This is a genomic window from Aureivirga marina (assembly GCF_015767265.1).
GTDB lineage: Bacteria > Bacteroidota > Bacteroidia > Flavobacteriales > Flavobacteriaceae > Aureivirga > Aureivirga marina.
Genome location: NZ_JADPIB010000004.1, coordinates 157,401 through 172,973 on the forward strand (window position 1 = coordinate 157,401; position 15,573 = coordinate 172,973).

A 15,573-nucleotide genomic window follows, 5' to 3' on the forward strand; every position below is an offset into this window, starting at 1 on the left:
ATTATAATTTAATTATTTTATAAGGTTGTTTGGTTTCTTTTACTACTTTTTCGGTTCTTTCAAAATGTGTATCACTTATGAAGATTTGCCCAAATTGTTCGTCGTTTACTAAGTTAACAATTTGTTGAACACGAGTTGCATCTAATTTATCAAAAACATCGTCTAAAAGCAAAATAGGAAGTCGATTAGATTGTTTTTTGATGAAATCGTATTGTGCAAGTTTTAAAGCGATTAAATAAGTTTTTTGTTGTCCTTGCGAACCAAATTTTTTAATAGGGAAACCATCAATTTCAAAAGATAAATCATCACGCTGAATCCCGACACTTGTATATTGTAAAACTCTGTCTTTTTCTAAAGATTTTTCCAATAAAATATCCAATGATTCCTCATTTAATTTAGATTTGTAAACTAGAGAAACTGTTTCTTTGTTTTCAGAAATTACAGCATGCCATTTTTGAAAAATCGGAATAAATTCTTTGATAAATTTCGTTCTTTTTTCATGAATTATTTTTCCTAAATCACAAAGTTGTTCATTATAAATTTCAAGATTTAAAGCATCGAAAGTTCTATTTGCAGCAAAATATTTCAACAAAGCATTTCTCTGAGATAAAACTTTATTATAAGAAATTAAGGTTTGAAGGTAAGGTTTGTCCAATTGAGAAATAACACCATCCAAAAATTTTCGTCGACTTTCACTTCCTTCTACGATTAAATCTCTATCCGCAGGTGAAATTATTACCAAAGGAACAGAACCAATATGATCAGAAAACTTTTCATAGATTTTTCCATTTTTCTTTAAAATTTTCTTTTGCCCTTTTTTTAAACTACAAATTATTTTATCAGATTCACCATCTATAAAATAATCTCCTTCAATCATAAAAAAATCTTGATGATGTCTAATGTTTTGAGAAGCAATAGGGTTAAAATAACTTTTTGCAAAGGAAAGATAATAAATTGCATCTAGCACATTTGTTTTCCCAACACCATTATTCCCAACAAAACAATTTATTTTGGATTCAAACTCAAAAGTTTCGGATTCAAAATTCTTAAAATTAAACAATGTTATTTTTTGTAAATACATATACAATTTCCCGTTCTTAAAATAAATCGCAAATTATTAATAATTTTGATAATAATGTGTTTTTACTTTTCAATTAAAAAAGTTACTTTTGCGCTTACTAAATTAAAAATAACATATGGCAACGTACAAAAAGAAACCAACTAAGGAGAAAAAGGTAGTTGTTGAACAAGAGCAACCAGAAATCGAAGAACACAGTACAACAGCTGAAGTTTTTGATACTTTAGATGAAACTGCTTCTAAATCGGAAGAGTTTGTAATGAAGAATCAAAAAGCCATTTATGGTACAATTGGTGTTGTCGTTGTTTGTGTATTAGGATTTTTAGGTTACCAAAAATTTATTGCTGGTCCTAACGAATCAAAAGCAGCTGACGATTTAGCATATCCAAAACAATATTTTACAGAAGCTACTACAACAGAAGTAGCGAATGATTCTTTATTAAGATTAGGATTAACAGGTGCTGATGGAAGATTTGGATTTGAAGATGTAGCTTCTCAATATTCAGGGACAAAGGCAGGAAACTTAGCAAATTTTTACGCTGGAGTTTCTTATTTAAAATTAAAAGAATACCAAAAAGCAATTGAATTTTTAGATAAATTCACTGCTGATGATGAAATATTAGCTCCTACTGCTACTGGAGCAATTGGAGATGCTTTCGCTAATTTAGAGCAATTAGAGCAAGCTCTTACTTATTACGAAAAAGCTGCAAACTTAAAAGCAAACGATTTTACAACTCCATTATTTTTATACAAAGCTGCATTAACAGCAATGGATTTAAATAATTTTGCAAAAGCAGAACAATATTTTACAAAAATTAAAAACGAGTATCCTTCTTCAAACGAAGGAAAAGACATCGATTTATATATCAATAAAGCGAAATTTGCTCAAAAATAATTTGTAATGGCAACAGAAAATTTATCAAAATATGATAAATCAACAATCCCAAATTTGAATAACTATCGATTTGGGATTGTTGTTTCTGAATGGAATTCAGATATCACAGAAAACCTTTGTCAGGGTGCAATTGACACTTTGAAAGAACATGGTGCAACAGATGAAAATATCGTACGTTGGGATGTTCCAGGAAGTTTTGAACTTATTTATGGTTGTACTAGAATGGTTAGTACAAAAGAATTAGATGCAGTTATTGCAATTGGAAATGTAATCCAAGGAGAAACAAAGCATTTTGATTTTGTATGTGAAGGAGTAACGCAAGGAATTAAAGATTTGAATGTTCAACAAGACATTCCAGTTATCTTTTGTGTGCTTACTGACAATACGAAACAACAATCTATTGACAGATCTGGAGGTAAATTCGGAAATAAAGGCGTAGAGTGTGCTGTGGCAGCAATCAAAATGGCAGTTTTAAAGCGAGAAACTGAATAAATTTAACATATTATACTTGGTATAATATTTGAGAACTTTGGATTAATTAAGTAACTTTGGTTAATCAACCGTAAAAAGAAAAAGATTATGCTTTTTAATGCCTTTAAACCTCGTGCAAACTATGTGTTTGATTATAAACCTCGATATTACAATCCGAGAAAGGAACGTCTTGAGGAATTAAAAAAGAAATATGAAAAAAAAGAAGGAGAGGCTACGGAAAATTCGTCAAATGAAGAAATAAAAGTTACACTTACCAAGAATAACTTAAAAGATGATTGGAAGCGTCATAAAGGTATGGCTGTGGATAGAAGATCTAATAGAAGATTGGCTATAATCATCACAATTTTGGTTGCAATTGTAGCTTATTTACTTGGATTTATATAAAAAATTAATGGCAGATATAATACAGTTACTACCAGATCATGTGGCAAATCAAATTGCTGCAGGTGAAGTTGTGCAACGTCCTGCATCTGTAGTTAAAGAACTTTTAGAGAATTCTATTGATGCTGGAGCTACTGATATTAAATTAATTGTAAAAGATGCTGGAAAAACACTAATTCAAACCATTGACAATGGTATTGGAATGAGTGCTACGGATGCTCGACTTTCTTTTGAAAGACATGCTACTTCAAAAATTAGAGATGCAAAAGATTTATTTTCTTTAGAAACAAAAGGTTTCCGAGGTGAAGCTTTGGCTTCCATTGCTGCAATTGCTCATGTAGAACTTCGTACTAGAAGAGAAGAAGATGAGTTAGGAACTTTGATAAAAATTGAAGGAAGTGATGTTGTGAATCAAGAAGTAGTTTCTACTGCAAAAGGAACAGCTATTTCAGTAAAAAACTTATTTTATAATATTCCTGCAAGAAGAAATTTTTTAAAATCTAATACAGTTGAAATGCGTCATATTGTAGATGAATTTCAACGAGTTGCTTTGGCACATCCTGCAATTTCTTTTTCTTTATATCATAATCAAAGTGAAATTTACTATTTACCAAAAAGTAATTTAAGACAAAGAATTGTTGCAATTTTTGGTACGAAAACAAATGAAAAATTAGTTCCTATTCAAGAGGAAACAGATATTATTACAATTACAGGTTTTGTAACAAAACCAGAATATGCAAAAAAGAAACGTGGAGAACAGTTCTTTTTTGTGAATGATCGATTTATAAAAAGTACCTATTTAAATCATGCAGTAACTTCTGCTTTTGAAGGATTATTGGCTAAAGATGCTTTTCCTACGTATTTTTTATATTTAAATGTTCCACCAAATAGTGTTGATGTAAATATTCATCCGACAAAAACTGAAATTAAGTTTGAAGATGAAAAAACATTATATGCGATTTTACGCTCTACAATTAAACATAGTTTAGGACAATATAGTATTGCGCCTGTGTTAGATTTTGATAGAGATACTTCCATGGATTCTCCTTATACGCCGAATACACAATCTGTAAATTCGCCAACAATTAAAGTAGATCCAAATTTTAATCCTTTTGCAGAGGAAAAACAGCATTCATTTTCGAATAATTTCAAAATTCCCAAACAAACAAATTCTTGGGAGAGTTTATATGTAGATACCTCTCCGACAGAAGAATCTGTGACGAGTTTTGAATCTAAAATGGGAAAACTTCCAGAAGAAAATTCGAATACTTTTGAATCAAAACTAGATAAATTACCAGAAACAGAATCTAATTTATTTGAATCTAAATTTGATAAAATTTCTGATGAAGAAGTGAATACTACTTTTGAGTCGAAAATGGGAACATTACCAACAGATACTCAAGAAAATTTATTTGAAACTTCATTTACAGATTTTGATTCGAAAAAAGAAGAAACGAATGAAGATCATTTTGTAATTCCTTCCAAGAGTAATTTTATTGATGTGCAGGCAGAAGTTGTTTCACCAACACTTTTTGATGATGAACCAAATATTACTGTAAATAAAACACATCAAATTCATAAAAAATATATTGTTAGTACGATAAAATCTGGAGTAGTTTTTATCAATCAACAATTAGCACATCAGCGAATTTTATACGAAGAATATTTAGAAAATATTACAGTGAAAGAAGCTGCAAGTCAGCAACTTTTATTTCCTTTAGATGTTGTTTTTACGAAAACAGATATCACTTTGATAAAAGAAATTCAATTAGATTTAGAGAATATTGGATTTGTTTTTGAAAATATTTCAGAAGATACAATTACAGTATCTGGAATTCCGACAAGTATTACGGAATCACAAGTACTCATAATAATAGAACAATTATTAGAAGACATAAAAAATGAAGTTCCTGAAACAAGTTTTAGTCAATTAGATATTATGGCTAAAAGTTTGGCTAAAAGTTTAGCAATTAAAACAGGAAGCATTTTGACAAATAAAGAGCAAGAAGAAATTGTAAATAAACTTTTCTTATGTAAAGAACCGAATGTTTCTCCATTTGGGAAATCCACTTTTATTTCGGTATCTTTAGACGAGATAGATAAAAGATTCAGATAAATGAATAGAATTACCGAAGCTGTAAAGCATCTGATTATCATAAACGTGATTATGTTTTTGATAACAATGTTTGTTAATCCAGGTTTACAAAATACATTAGCATTACATTTTCCATTAAATCCAGAATTTGGTTTTTGGCAATATATTACAAGTATGTTTATGCATAGTCAAACGACTATTTTTCATATTTTGTTTAATATGTATGCTCTATGGGCTTTCGGGACACCGATGGAGCAGATTTGGGGAACAAAAAAGTTTGTGTTTTTCTATTTTTCTGCCGGATTAGGAGCAGGAGCGATTTATACGCTTGCGAACTATTATCAATATATTTCTATTTATGATGATTTAAAAAATATTGGTTTAACAGCTACAGATATTAATACAATTCTTACAGAAGGAAAATATAATACTTCAATTTTACAACATATTTCAGAAAAAAAACTCAGTGAATTTTGGGGAACTTTTAATTCGACAGCTGTAGGAGCATCAGGAGCTGTTTACGGAGTTTTAGTAGCTTTTGGATTGTATTTCCCAAATGCAAAACTTGCTTTAATATTCTTTCCTGTTCCAATTTCCGCAAAATATTTTATTCCTGTATTAATTTTATTAGATTTATTCATGGGAGTAAGTGGTTATAATTTTGGAATCGCAAATTTTGCACATTTAGGTGGAGCTTTATTTGGATTTATAATGGCTTATTATTGGAAAAAAAATCAGTTTAATCATAATCGTTGGAATTAATAAATGAGTATCGCAAATGACATAAAACATGCTTATAATAAAGCATCGATTAATGAAAAGATTATTTATTTGAATGTTCTTTTCTTTTTAATTGCTTTTATAAATATTCCGTTTTTTGTCAATTGGTTTGCATTGCCAACAACTTTTTCAAAGTTCTTAACAAGACCTTGGACTGCGATTACTTATGGGTTTTTCCACATTCGTTTTTTTCATATCCTTTCGAATCTTTTGGTTTTATATTATTTTGGAAACTTGTTCCTTGATTTTTTTACACCTAAGAAATTTCTTAATTATTATTTTTTAGGATTACTTTCTGGAGCTTTATTTTTCTTAGTATTTTATCAGATTCAACCTTATAATTCTGCATTTCCATTAGGTGGAGCTTCTGCCGCAGTTTCAGCTATTTTAGTGGGAATTACAACAAAAATTCCACAATATTCTTTCCATGTCCGTTTTTTAGGACCAATTAAAATTATTTTTATCGCAATTATTTGGATTGCTTTAAATTTATTTCAATTAGGAACAGTTAATGCAGGAACTTCTATAGCACATTTAGGTGGAGCTTTATTAGGTTTTGTTTATACAAAAGGATTGGAAAAAAATATAGACATTGGAAAATGGTTTGAAGTTTTGATGCAAACAATTTTTTCATTTAGAAAGAATGTAAATTCATCAAAATCGAAATTAAAAACGGTTCATAAATCAAATCAAAGAAAGACACCAAGAAGTTATTCACCAAAAGAACGTCAAAATAAAATTGATGCGATTTTGGATAAAATAAGCAAATCTGGATATGATAGTTTATCAGCAGAGGAAAAGGAGTTTTTATTTAACGAAGGAAAGAAATAGCAATGAAAGATTTATCATTTCTTGATAAAATAATTTTTTTTATAAATAGTATTGTAGGAGTAGTTTTACTAATTTCCTATTTACTTCCATTTATAAACCCAATTCATTTTGCTGCAATTTCCGCGTTTAGTTTAGCTGTTCCAGTTCTTATTTCAGTCAATTTACTTTTTATGATTTATTGGTTAATTCGTCTTAAAAAACAAGTGATTCTTCCTGTTTTATTGTTTTTGGTTGGACTTCCAATTTTTCCTTCTTTTTTTAAAATGCGTAAAAAAGAATTTGTAAAGAAAGAAACTTCGATTGATGTGATGAGCTATAATGTTCGTATGTTTAATCTTTATAAATGGATTCCAGAAGAGGGAATTGATAAGAAAATAGCAAATTTTATCAATGAAGAAAACCCAGATATTATTTGCTTTCAAGAATACCATCCAGATAAAAATATCCATTTAGATTATCCTTATCAATACGTTCAAATTCATAACAAGAAAAATAATTTTGGTCAAGCAATTTTTTCTAAACATCGAATTATTAATAAAGGAGTTTTGAATTTTGAAAACACAAATAATGATGCCATTTTCGCTGATATAAAAATTGATACTACAATTTTAAGAGTTTATAATATTCATTTGGAATCACTTAAAATTAATCCTTCTAAAGAAAATTTTGGTCAAAAAGATGGAAAAAGACTGCATAATCGTGTTGCAAATGCTTTTGAAAGGCAAGGAGCTCAAGCTTTAAAAGTTTTAAATCATGAAAAAGGTTCACCATATAAAACTATTTTATGCGGAGATTTTAATAATACGCCTTTTTCTTGGGTTTATTATAAATTAAAAGGAGCAAAAAAAGATGCTTTTATCGAAGCAGGAAAAGGTTTTGGTAGAACTTTTAACTATCCATTTCCCGTGAGAATTGATTTTATTTTAGTTGACGAAACTTATGAAGTTGATGAATTTGAAGTTTATCCTTTAGATTATTCAGATCATTTTCCAATTACAGCAAAAGTAGAGCTGAAATAAAAAAGAGACTGAAAAAATCAATCTCTTTTATTATTTTAATATTCAATTTTGTCTTGTTTCTCTGTCCATTTTTGAAAAGGCTCTAAAGCAAATTCTCTTCCACATTGCTCAAAAGGAATACTTCTTTCTTCGTATGGTAAAGGAATTTCTTTATAGATAAACTGATCATCAAATCCAATATTTGCAGCGTCAACATGGTTACTTCCATAAAAAACTTTCTTTGGTCTTGCCCAATAAATTGCACCTAAACACATCGGACAAGGTTCGCAAGAAGTATAGATAATACAATCATCTAACTGGAAGCTACCTAAGTTTTTACAAGCATCTCTAATCGCTGTAACTTCTGCGTGCGCAGTAGGATCATTTGTAGAAGTTACTTTATTATTCCCTCTTCCTACAATTTCACCATCTTTTACAATGATACAGCCAAAAGGTCCACCCTCATTATTGTTCATTCCATTTAATGCAGCTTTTACTGCTTCAGACATGAACTTTTCATCATTATTCTTACACATATTCTTCGTAAAATTTTTTAACGTACAAATTTAAAGTATTCTTAGAGAATTCCTAAATTTTTAACTATTGAAAATCAAGATTTCATAAAAATGCATTAGAATAAAACTAAAAAATCATTAAGTAATTGTTATTAAATATTCTTTTTTAATTAAAAATTAAATCAAATATGAATCATGTGATTTATAATTAAAATTTTTTTAAGTTTGTTAAAAGGTAGAATAATTTGAAAAAGTTAAATAGCTATGATAGATTTGTTTGTCTACTTAAAAACGACTTTTTCGCTTGAAAATAAATTATAATGAACAAAATTGATTTTAAAAAATAATGTTATGAAAGAAAAAATCTTATTTACTGAAAAGCCATTAAACAAAGAAGTAATTTTAAAAGAATTAGAAGATTTAGGGGAAAAATATAATTATATCATCGTAAAAAAGGACACGTATAAAAATGCAGATATCGACTTTTATACAGATTATTCCTATGATTATTTAATTAGTTTCAGTTTTACTAAACAAAAAACAAATGAGAAATATTCTTATAAAAAAGAAGATAGAAATATTCAAACATATATGGCAATTCAATACGAAGTTGAATTAGATGAAAAATTGAATATTTTATTAAAAGAAATTCTTCAAAAATATCCAGAAATGTATGTTTCTAATGATTCTCAACAAGAATTTTATAATATTGAAAATTTTAATTCAAAAGTAGAAGTTGCTTCTGTTTAGTAAAAAAACTCTTTATTTATTAATTTTTTATTCAGCATGATTGTAGAGCTGCTCATAAAATTTTAATTAATAACCTATGAAAAATTAAAAATTGATGAAAAATAATAAAAAGAAAAATGTTGCCATAGTTTCTACTGTTTGTATAGTAGTAGTTACTTTTTTTACTTATAAAAAGTATGTAAAAATAAAAGATACAGAAAATCTAACGCCTACTCAGTGGGAGAAGAAATATAAATAGAATATTAAAAATAAAGGCAATTCTTAATTTAGAATTGCCTTTTTTAGAAGTTTTATTTTACAAGAAATTTTAGAATAGATTAAACTTAATTAATCTCCAATTCTAATTTATTTTGTTTCCAATTTTCGATAAAAGAAATAAGAGGCAAGTATCAAAATTAAAACAATTGAAGATGCAAAATATTCATTATCATGAACATTTAAATGCGCTGAAATTGCTAATAAAAGATTTAAAACAAATGCTGCATAAGCCCATTCTTTTAATCGATTCGATTTACTAAACCAAATTACAATTACTCCAATTAATTTTGCAATTCCCATTGGATAAATTAAATAGGTTGGGAAATGTAAATTTGTAAACATTTCTTTTACCATTTCATGATTGAAAAAATATTGACTAACACCTATTAAAACTAAAAGAGAAAATAGGCCAGTTACAATTCGATAAATAAGTAAGTTTCGTTTTTCCATGATATCTTAATTTTTAGTAATTACAAAATTTTCTAATGCTTTTCGAACTTTTGGAAGCTCCGCCATTTTTTCTTCTTCTGATCGATATCCAATTGGAAGAATTACTACAGGAAGCAAGTTTTCTGATTTTAAATTCAAAATTTCTTGGTATTTTTCTGGCTCAAATCCTTCCATTGCACAAGAATCAATTTTTAAATCAGCCGCCGCCGCCATTACAGTTCCAAGAGCAATATATGTTTGATTTGTTGCCCAACTTCTTTTTCTTTCTTCATCCATCATAGAAAGATAATTACTCATTGAATTTTTATGATTTTCAAAATCTTTTGCCTCCACATTTCGTATTTCTATGGTACGTTGAAAATAATTTTCAATTGTTTGTTGGTTGATTTCTGTTTCAATTGCAAAAATTAAAATATGAGAAGCATCCGCAACTTGTTTTTGGTTATATGAAAATGGAACCAATTTTTGTTGTATTTCTTCATTGTTTAAAACAATAATTTTAAAAGGCTGTAAACCCATAGAAGTTGCAGTCAAATTTCCTGCTTCTACAAGTGTTTCCACATCTTTTTGACTTACTTTTTTTGCTGAATTAAAATTTCTAACAGCAGCTCTCCATTTTAAAGATTCAATAATATTCATAATTCTAGTTTTAAATTTTTATTTATTACACATGAAAATATTTTACATGAAAAATATTAGAGTAAAATTTTTTATTCTCTTAATTTATCTAAAACATCACTAAACATTTTAGCTTCTTCTTCAGTGATTTTTTCGATAATATTTAAATGTTCTTGATTGTCAGCTTCATCAATTTCAGTCAGTAAATTCATACCTTTTTCTGTGATTTTTAAATACACAATTCTTCTATCAGAATCACTTCTTCTGCGTTCGATCAATTCTTTTTCCAATAATTTATCCGAAAGTCGAGTAGTATTTGGAAATTTATCAATCATTAAACTTTTTATATCATTCATCGTTACCCAATCTCCATTTCCTCTTAAAATTCGAAGAATATTAAATTGCTGAGATGAAAGATGAAAAGGTTTTAAAAATTCTTCAAATTGTTTTTGAAACCAATTAGACGTAAATATCAAATTAGTGATAAAACGATGTTTATCATTCATAAATTTTGTTTTTACTTCGTCGTCTATTTTTGCCATTTCTAAAATCTTTCTTTGACAAAGGTATAAAATTATTTTTCATGTAAAATATTATTTTGAAAAATAATTTAAAAAAGAGAAAATAGTGTTTTAAAAAAAATTAAAATCTGTTATTTTGCATTAAAAGATTTAAAAATGAAAAAAGCATTTAAAATTGCTTTAGTATCTGGAATTATTGTATTTATTGCCTTAGAAATAAGTATTGTTGTAGATGGACTTTCTGATGAACTGATTTCAGAAAATGCAACTATTGTTGTTTTAGGTACTACTGTACATGAAAATGGAGAAGTTTCAAATCGATTAAAATCTAGATTAGATGAAGCTTTTTCTTTGTTTCAAAAATATAAAACAAATACTATTGTTGTTAGCGGTGGTTTTGGAAAAGAAGGACATTATGAAGGGACTGTAATGAAAAATTATCTGGTTAAAAAAGGAATTCATTCTGATAAAATTATTGTAGATAATCATGGAAATACAACAAGACTAACAGCAAAAAATTTTAGTTTAAATAATAATTTGGACCAAGAAATTATGGTAGTTTCTCAATTTTTTCATGTGAAAAGAAGCAAATTAGCTTTTAAACAATTCGGTTTTAAAAATATAAAAGGAAGTCATGCAAAATATTTTGAAATAAGAGATATATATTCGTTGTTTCGAGAGTTTTTCGGTTATTTGAAATATTATTTAATGTATTAAAAGACAATAAATTTTTATAAATAATGATTCTATAAATTATAGTTCAAATAAAATTTTAAAATGAAAATAGAATTAATTAAAGGAGACATTACCAAACAGGAAGTTGATGGAATTATAAATGCAGCAAATACTTCACTTTTAGGTGGAGGAGGAGTTGATGGAGCAATTCATAGAATAGGAGGAAAAGAAATTTTAGAAGAATGTGTCAAAATCCGAAATCGTCAAGGAGGTTGCAAAGTTGGTGAAGCTGTGATAACAAATGCAGGAAAATTAAAGACTAAAAAAGTGGTTCATACTGTTGGACCAAGATGGAATAATGGAAAATCCGATGAAATACAAAAATTAGAAAATTGTTATATAAATTCTTTAAAATTAGCGGAAGAAAATCAGTTAGAAACTTTAGCTTTTCCAAATATAAGCACAGGAATTTATCGTTTTCCAAAACAGTTAGCTGCCGAAATTGCTATAAAAACAATAAAAAATAGTAAAATTACAATTGTTAAGAAAGTAATTTTCGTTTGTTATGATGAAGAAAATTATTCTATCTATGAAAATATTTTAAACAAAAAATAAAAAGAAAAAGCACTTAATTGTGCTTTTTTTAATGTCTATTATCACATCTAATAGTAATTGGAGGTTCTAATTTATCTAAAAATGTGAATCCTGTACAACCAAAACTTTCCGTATAAAATCCGAAAATCACAGGTGGTTTGTTTTTAAACAAAGTTCCTGTTAATTGAGATCCGCTATATTTTGAATCTTCTGTTATAAGTGAATTTAATTCTGAACCTTCTGAATTATATTGTACTGTTTCAAAAATAAATTTATTGGAGATAGTATCTTTAATAATGAAATATCTTTGTTCTAAATAGCTTTCTTTTTTTAGGATTTGAATATAATATTCAAAATGTTTATAATTGAATTTATATGAATCTCCAGGAGTTGCTCCTTCAAACCATTGTTTAATTTTCTTTGATTTTATAAGATCTAATGAAAATTCTTTTGGAAATTCAGTTTTTGGTATTTTTTTCCAAATAATTTCTTCTAATTGATTTGTTTGAAATGGGTTTTCTTTACCAATAAAAACATAACTATGCTCTTGAAAAGGATATGCATCTACATCAAAACTATAATAATAATCATAAGCATCATAAGGAGGATTATTATCTATATAACCACTTAAAGTTGCTACAATATCTAATTCGCTTACTGGAGATTTTAGGATGTTTTCATGAGAATAGTCATAAACATAAATTGTATCTTTTTCTGAAAAAGGAATACTTTTATAAAATGATTTTTTTTGACTGGAATTTAAACGAATATACTTCTTCGATAAATCTCTACTTTTTAAAATAGGATGTTTAGAATCAAGATTTACAACTTCTGAAACATTTATCGTAGAAATATATTCATCTCCTGTTGTATTCATTGATGAAATAAGAAAAATATCTATATCAGAAGGAGTGATATAAGGTGATAAAAATCCATTAAAAACATAAACAGTATCCTTTTCATATTCAACGCCAAGCCATTCTCCTTTGATGATTTCATTTTCATCTTTAATTTCTTCAGTGATATTTGTACGTGAGACAATTTTTAAAAGTTGATTTAAAGGAAATTTTCCTAAAACTTTTCCTTTTGGAACATTTCTATAGTTAAGTCCAGATTTAGCACTTACATATAAATATTTAGAATAAGGTTCCGTTTTGATACTTTTATTTTCATTGTTTTTATTTGTAGATATTTCTTGATTTTCAGCATTGTTTTTAGATTTATTTTGATTACAGCTAAAGAGTAAAAAGACAAAAATAAAAGAGATTTTATAATACAATTTCATGTTAATAGATTTTTGCTGAATGTATTAAATAATTTTTATTTAAAACGTTTTATTTTTAATTATTTCAGGTAAACTTTTATCAATTCTTTTAGCTAATTCAGGTAATTTAATTGTTGGAACAGCAGGGAATAAATGATGTTCTAAATGGAAAAGCATTCCAAAAGTTAATTTATTTTTGAGTCAATTTCTTTGTGTTCTTGCAAATTCAGGTTTTTCGGAAGTATCATGATGCACTAACCAAACAGCAAAAAATGACATTAAAAATTCTCCTAAAACCATCATCAAAATATGATATTGCAACCAAATAAGTTGAAAATAAAAAGCAGAGAAAATAAACAATCCAATTGCAAATAATTCTAAAAGCATATTTTTCTTATATTTTTTATTTGCCAATTTCCATGTGATTGTGTGAATTTTTATCAAGTGAATTGGACCATAAAAAATAGCTTGATACCAAGTCATGTGCGCAGATTTTCCTTCTTGATCTTCTTCAGATAAGCAATATTTATGATGACGTAAATGATTAAATTTAAAAGCATGATTAGAAGTTATTATCAAAATACTATTGCTAAATAAAGTAAACCAAGTTAAGAATTTACTTGTTCCTAAAGAATTATGTAAACCATTATGAACTTGCCTTAAGCTTGTCAGAAAAAAATATGCAGAAAATGGGATTGCTAATAAATAATGTTCATAAAAAGCTAAAAACATAGAAAATAAAAACCATGGAATTGTAATATTATTTTCAATTAATAATTCTTTTGTATTTAGCTTTTTTAAATCTTTCCATTCAATTTTTTTAATAATTTCTTGATGTGTCATAGTTCCTTTTTTTTCAATTATTTTTTAAAACTAAAAGCTAGTTTTTTCAAAAATAAATTATCTAAAAAGATAAATCAAGAAAATAAAAAAACATTACAGATTTATAGATGTTCTGTAATGTTTTTCAATTATAATTTTTTTAAAGTTGGAACTAATACATCTGGATTTGGGCGATTTGTATAATCAATAGAATATTCAACATATTTTATAATTTTATCCGTTCCAATGATGAATCTTGCAGGAATTGGTAAAGTCCAAGAATCATCTCCATTATATTTTGGAATTTGAATGTCAAACGTTTTAGTATAAAGAGATTTTAAAGGATCTTTCATTTGCCATGTCAAACCAAATTTATTTGCAACAACATTTCCTAAATCACTCAAAACATCAAAGTTTAATTTATGTCTTTCTACAATTTGTTTATTATACTTAATTATTTGAGGTGAAATAGAAATTAAATGTGCATTTAAAGCATCAAATTCTGGTTTATATCTTTTTAAATAATTTAAATCTGTATTACAATATGGGCACCAAGTTCCTCGATAAAATGTAATAATTACAGGACCTTTTTTCAATAAATCAGAAAGAGAAATTTTTTCATTATTTTGATTTGGTAAAGTAAATTCAGGAGAAAAATCACCAACTTTTAAAATTGAATTTTCAATTCCAGAATCTTTTAAACCTTTTGTAGTCTGATGCATGATTTTTATATATTCATCTGGAAGCCCACTTTCTATTTTTGCTTTTAGTTTTGCTAAACTTTCTTGTAATGTCATCACTATTTTTTTATTGCTGAAAAACCAATAATTGGAGGATCACTAAGAAATTCTTTCCAAAATGGATTTCTAAATTGAGAATCTTCCATGGTTGTCAATTGCCAATTAAAATTCTTAAAACCAGCTTTTTTAAAGCATTCATCATACGTTGATGGGTTCAAATATCTTGTATCAAAACCACATTCCGTTCCATCTTCATTATAGAGAGTTTGGTAAATTGGATCACCTTCTTTTCGACTTTCATATTGGTTTACTGTGAATCCATATTTTTTGGTTTCTTCAAAATATGTAAAGCGATAAAAAGGATTAAAATTATAACCAAAAATTGTTCCTTTAGACTTTAAATTAGAAGAAATTGAATGTAACATTTCTTGAAGTTCTTCTTTTGATTTTGCATAGTTTAAAAGATAAACTGCATTTACCATATCAAATTCTTTCACTTTTTCCAAAGACAAAACATCATGAACCATATAACAACAACCTTGAGGATTTTCTTCTTCATGTTGCTCGGCAAGTTTAATCATTTCATCTGAAACATCAATTCCTAAAACAGCTTTTGCTCCATGTTCCATTAATTTTCTAGAGTAATAACCATCTCCACAAGCCAAATCCAAAATTTCCATTCCAGAAATATCTCCTGCGATTTTGAATAAATTATATTCTTCAATCATTTTTCTGTATAATAACTTTTTCGATTCTGCATAAGAAGAAGCGATTTCATTATAAACTGGTTTTTTTGAATTCTTTTCTTTCATGTTG

The 15,573-nt window shown here is 27.2% G+C and carries 19 protein-coding genes and 1 pseudogene; 10 read left to right on the forward strand and 10 right to left on the reverse strand.

Annotated elements, in window-relative coordinates:
- Position 1: 1 nt before the first annotated feature.
- Positions 2-1,081, reverse strand: coding sequence for a DNA replication/repair protein RecF (recF, locus tag I1A51_RS09755; protein WP_196893396.1), 1,080 nt, complete (start codon positions 1,079-1,081; stop codon positions 2-4).
- A gap of 115 nt (positions 1,082-1,196) precedes the next feature.
- On the opposite strand from recF, the gene I1A51_RS09760 reads away from it, so the two are divergent.
- From I1A51_RS09760 to I1A51_RS09790, 7 genes are all read left to right on the forward strand, one after another.
- Positions 1,197-1,973 (forward strand): tetratricopeptide repeat protein, encoded by a 777-nt coding sequence (locus I1A51_RS09760; protein WP_196893398.1) that lies wholly within the window; start codon positions 1,197-1,199, stop codon positions 1,971-1,973.
- Between the two features lie 6 nt (positions 1,974-1,979).
- The gene (ribH, locus tag I1A51_RS09765) at positions 1,980-2,465 is read left to right on the forward strand and encodes a 6,7-dimethyl-8-ribityllumazine synthase (protein WP_196893400.1); all 486 of its coding nucleotides are present in this window, start codon (positions 1,980-1,982) and stop codon (positions 2,463-2,465) included.
- An 87-nt stretch (positions 2,466-2,552) separates the two neighbouring features.
- Positions 2,553-2,849, forward strand: coding sequence for a hypothetical protein (locus I1A51_RS09770; protein WP_196893402.1), 297 nt, complete (start codon positions 2,553-2,555; stop codon positions 2,847-2,849).
- Positions 2,850-2,856: 7 nt separating this feature from the next.
- Positions 2,857-4,962 (forward strand): DNA mismatch repair endonuclease MutL, encoded by a 2,106-nt coding sequence (gene mutL / locus I1A51_RS09775; protein ID WP_196893404.1) that lies wholly within the window; start codon positions 2,857-2,859, stop codon positions 4,960-4,962.
- Positions 4,963-5,703 (forward strand): rhomboid family intramembrane serine protease, encoded by a 741-nt coding sequence (locus tag I1A51_RS09780; RefSeq protein ID WP_196893406.1) that lies wholly within the window; start codon positions 4,963-4,965, stop codon positions 5,701-5,703. It begins immediately after the preceding gene.
- Positions 5,704-5,706: 3 nt separating this feature from the next.
- Positions 5,707-6,552 carry a rhomboid family intramembrane serine protease gene (locus I1A51_RS09785; protein WP_196893413.1) on the forward strand — a complete coding sequence of 282 codons (846 nt, stop codon included), beginning with the start codon at positions 5,707-5,709 and terminating at the stop codon, positions 6,550-6,552.
- 2 nt (positions 6,553-6,554) lie between these two features.
- The gene (locus I1A51_RS09790; protein ID WP_196893415.1) at positions 6,555-7,571 is read left to right on the forward strand and encodes an endonuclease/exonuclease/phosphatase family protein; all 1,017 of its coding nucleotides are present in this window, start codon (positions 6,555-6,557) and stop codon (positions 7,569-7,571) included.
- 35 nt (positions 7,572-7,606) lie between these two features.
- Here I1A51_RS09790 and I1A51_RS09795 read toward each other — a convergent pair whose 3' ends face one another.
- A complete protein-coding gene (locus tag I1A51_RS09795; protein ID WP_196893417.1) occupies positions 7,607-8,086 on the reverse strand; it encodes a nucleoside deaminase in 480 nt (159 codons plus the stop codon).
- A gap of 330 nt (positions 8,087-8,416) precedes the next feature.
- On the opposite strand from I1A51_RS09795, the gene I1A51_RS09800 reads away from it, so the two are divergent.
- Entirely contained in the window at positions 8,417-8,815 is a 399-nt protein-coding gene (locus tag I1A51_RS09800; protein ID WP_196893419.1) for a hypothetical protein, read from the forward strand.
- 345 nt (positions 8,816-9,160) lie between these two features.
- Here the strand turns inward: I1A51_RS09800 and I1A51_RS09805 are convergent, their stop codons facing one another.
- The 3 genes from I1A51_RS09805 to I1A51_RS09815 all read right to left on the reverse strand — a co-directional run bounded on the left by I1A51_RS09805 (position 9,161) and on the right by I1A51_RS09815 (position 10,683).
- Positions 9,161-9,523, reverse strand: a complete 363-nt coding sequence (locus I1A51_RS09805; protein ID WP_196893421.1) for a DoxX family protein — start codon at positions 9,521-9,523, stop codon at positions 9,161-9,163.
- Between the two features lie 6 nt (positions 9,524-9,529).
- On the reverse strand, positions 9,530-10,162 hold the full coding sequence (locus I1A51_RS09810; RefSeq protein ID WP_196893423.1) for an NAD(P)H-dependent oxidoreductase: 633 nt from the start codon (positions 10,160-10,162) through the stop codon (positions 9,530-9,532).
- A 71-nt stretch (positions 10,163-10,233) separates the two neighbouring features.
- Positions 10,234-10,683, reverse strand: a complete 450-nt coding sequence (locus I1A51_RS09815) for a MarR family winged helix-turn-helix transcriptional regulator (RefSeq protein WP_196893425.1) — start codon at positions 10,681-10,683, stop codon at positions 10,234-10,236.
- Positions 10,684-10,818: 135 nt separating this feature from the next.
- Between I1A51_RS09815 and I1A51_RS09820 the strand changes: the two genes are divergently transcribed.
- Both I1A51_RS09820 and I1A51_RS09825 read left to right on the forward strand, forming a co-directional pair.
- Positions 10,819-11,379 (forward strand): YdcF family protein, encoded by a 561-nt coding sequence (locus I1A51_RS09820; protein ID WP_196893427.1) that lies wholly within the window; start codon positions 10,819-10,821, stop codon positions 11,377-11,379.
- A gap of 60 nt (positions 11,380-11,439) precedes the next feature.
- Entirely contained in the window at positions 11,440-11,952 is a 513-nt protein-coding gene (locus I1A51_RS09825; RefSeq protein ID WP_196893429.1) for an O-acetyl-ADP-ribose deacetylase, read from the forward strand.
- 28 nt (positions 11,953-11,980) lie between these two features.
- Here I1A51_RS09825 and I1A51_RS09830 read toward each other — a convergent pair whose 3' ends face one another.
- The 5 genes and pseudogenes from I1A51_RS09830 to I1A51_RS09850 form a co-directional block, all read right to left on the reverse strand.
- Positions 11,981-13,216, reverse strand: a complete 1,236-nt coding sequence (locus tag I1A51_RS09830; protein WP_196893431.1) for a hypothetical protein — start codon at positions 13,214-13,216, stop codon at positions 11,981-11,983.
- A gap of 39 nt (positions 13,217-13,255) precedes the next feature.
- Positions 13,256-13,375 (reverse strand): annotated as a pseudogene (locus I1A51_RS09835) (fatty acid desaturase); the annotation flags it as partial.
- Between the two features lie 21 nt (positions 13,376-13,396).
- Entirely contained in the window at positions 13,397-14,038 is a 642-nt protein-coding gene (locus I1A51_RS09840) for a fatty acid desaturase (RefSeq protein ID WP_196893435.1), read from the reverse strand.
- Positions 14,039-14,166: 128 nt separating this feature from the next.
- Complete coding sequence (locus tag I1A51_RS09845) at positions 14,167-14,814, reverse strand: peroxiredoxin-like family protein (RefSeq protein WP_196893436.1); 648 nt, start codon at positions 14,812-14,814, stop codon at positions 14,167-14,169.
- A 2-nt stretch (positions 14,815-14,816) separates the two neighbouring features.
- Positions 14,817-15,569, reverse strand: a complete 753-nt coding sequence (locus I1A51_RS09850; protein WP_196893438.1) for a class I SAM-dependent methyltransferase — start codon at positions 15,567-15,569, stop codon at positions 14,817-14,819.
- Positions 15,570-15,573 lie beyond the last annotated feature (4 nt).

Bases quoted from the DNA above. Each gene is read 5' to 3' on its own strand.
- I1A51_RS09850 (WP_196893438.1), bottom strand. From the start codon at position 15,569: ATGAAAGAAAAGAATTCAAAAAAACCAGTTTATAATGAAATCGCTTCT.
- mutL (WP_196893404.1), top strand. From the start codon at position 2,857: ATGGCAGATATAATACAGTTACTACCAGATCATGTGGCAAATCAAATT.
- I1A51_RS09840 (WP_196893435.1), bottom strand. From the start codon at position 14,038: ATGACACATCAAGAAATTATTAAAAAAATTGAATGGAAAGATTTAAAA.
- recF (WP_196893396.1), bottom strand. From the start codon at position 1,081: ATGTATTTACAAAAAATAACATTGTTTAATTTTAAGAATTTTGAATCC.
- ribH (WP_196893400.1), top strand. From the start codon at position 1,980: ATGGCAACAGAAAATTTATCAAAATATGATAAATCAACAATCCCAAAT.
- I1A51_RS09780 (WP_196893406.1), top strand. From the start codon at position 4,963: ATGAATAGAATTACCGAAGCTGTAAAGCATCTGATTATCATAAACGTG.
- I1A51_RS09785 (WP_196893413.1), top strand. From the start codon at position 5,707: ATGAGTATCGCAAATGACATAAAACATGCTTATAATAAAGCATCGATT.
- I1A51_RS09770 (WP_196893402.1), top strand. From the start codon at position 2,553: ATGCTTTTTAATGCCTTTAAACCTCGTGCAAACTATGTGTTTGATTAT.
- I1A51_RS09810 (WP_196893423.1), bottom strand. From the start codon at position 10,162: ATGAATATTATTGAATCTTTAAAATGGAGAGCTGCTGTTAGAAATTTT.
- I1A51_RS09820 (WP_196893427.1), top strand. From the start codon at position 10,819: ATGAAAAAAGCATTTAAAATTGCTTTAGTATCTGGAATTATTGTATTT.
- I1A51_RS09795 (WP_196893417.1), bottom strand. From the start codon at position 8,086: ATGTGTAAGAATAATGATGAAAAGTTCATGTCTGAAGCAGTAAAAGCT.
- I1A51_RS09805 (WP_196893421.1), bottom strand. From the start codon at position 9,523: ATGGAAAAACGAAACTTACTTATTTATCGAATTGTAACTGGCCTATTT.
- I1A51_RS09830 (WP_196893431.1), bottom strand. From the start codon at position 13,216: ATGAAATTGTATTATAAAATCTCTTTTATTTTTGTCTTTTTACTCTTT.
- I1A51_RS09845 (WP_196893436.1), bottom strand. From the start codon at position 14,814: ATGACATTACAAGAAAGTTTAGCAAAACTAAAAGCAAAAATAGAAAGT.
- I1A51_RS09825 (WP_196893429.1), top strand. From the start codon at position 11,440: ATGAAAATAGAATTAATTAAAGGAGACATTACCAAACAGGAAGTTGAT.
- I1A51_RS09800 (WP_196893419.1), top strand. From the start codon at position 8,417: ATGAAAGAAAAAATCTTATTTACTGAAAAGCCATTAAACAAAGAAGTA.
- I1A51_RS09760 (WP_196893398.1), top strand. From the start codon at position 1,197: ATGGCAACGTACAAAAAGAAACCAACTAAGGAGAAAAAGGTAGTTGTT.
- I1A51_RS09790 (WP_196893415.1), top strand. From the start codon at position 6,555: ATGAAAGATTTATCATTTCTTGATAAAATAATTTTTTTTATAAATAGT.
- I1A51_RS09815 (WP_196893425.1), bottom strand. From the start codon at position 10,683: ATGGCAAAAATAGACGACGAAGTAAAAACAAAATTTATGAATGATAAA.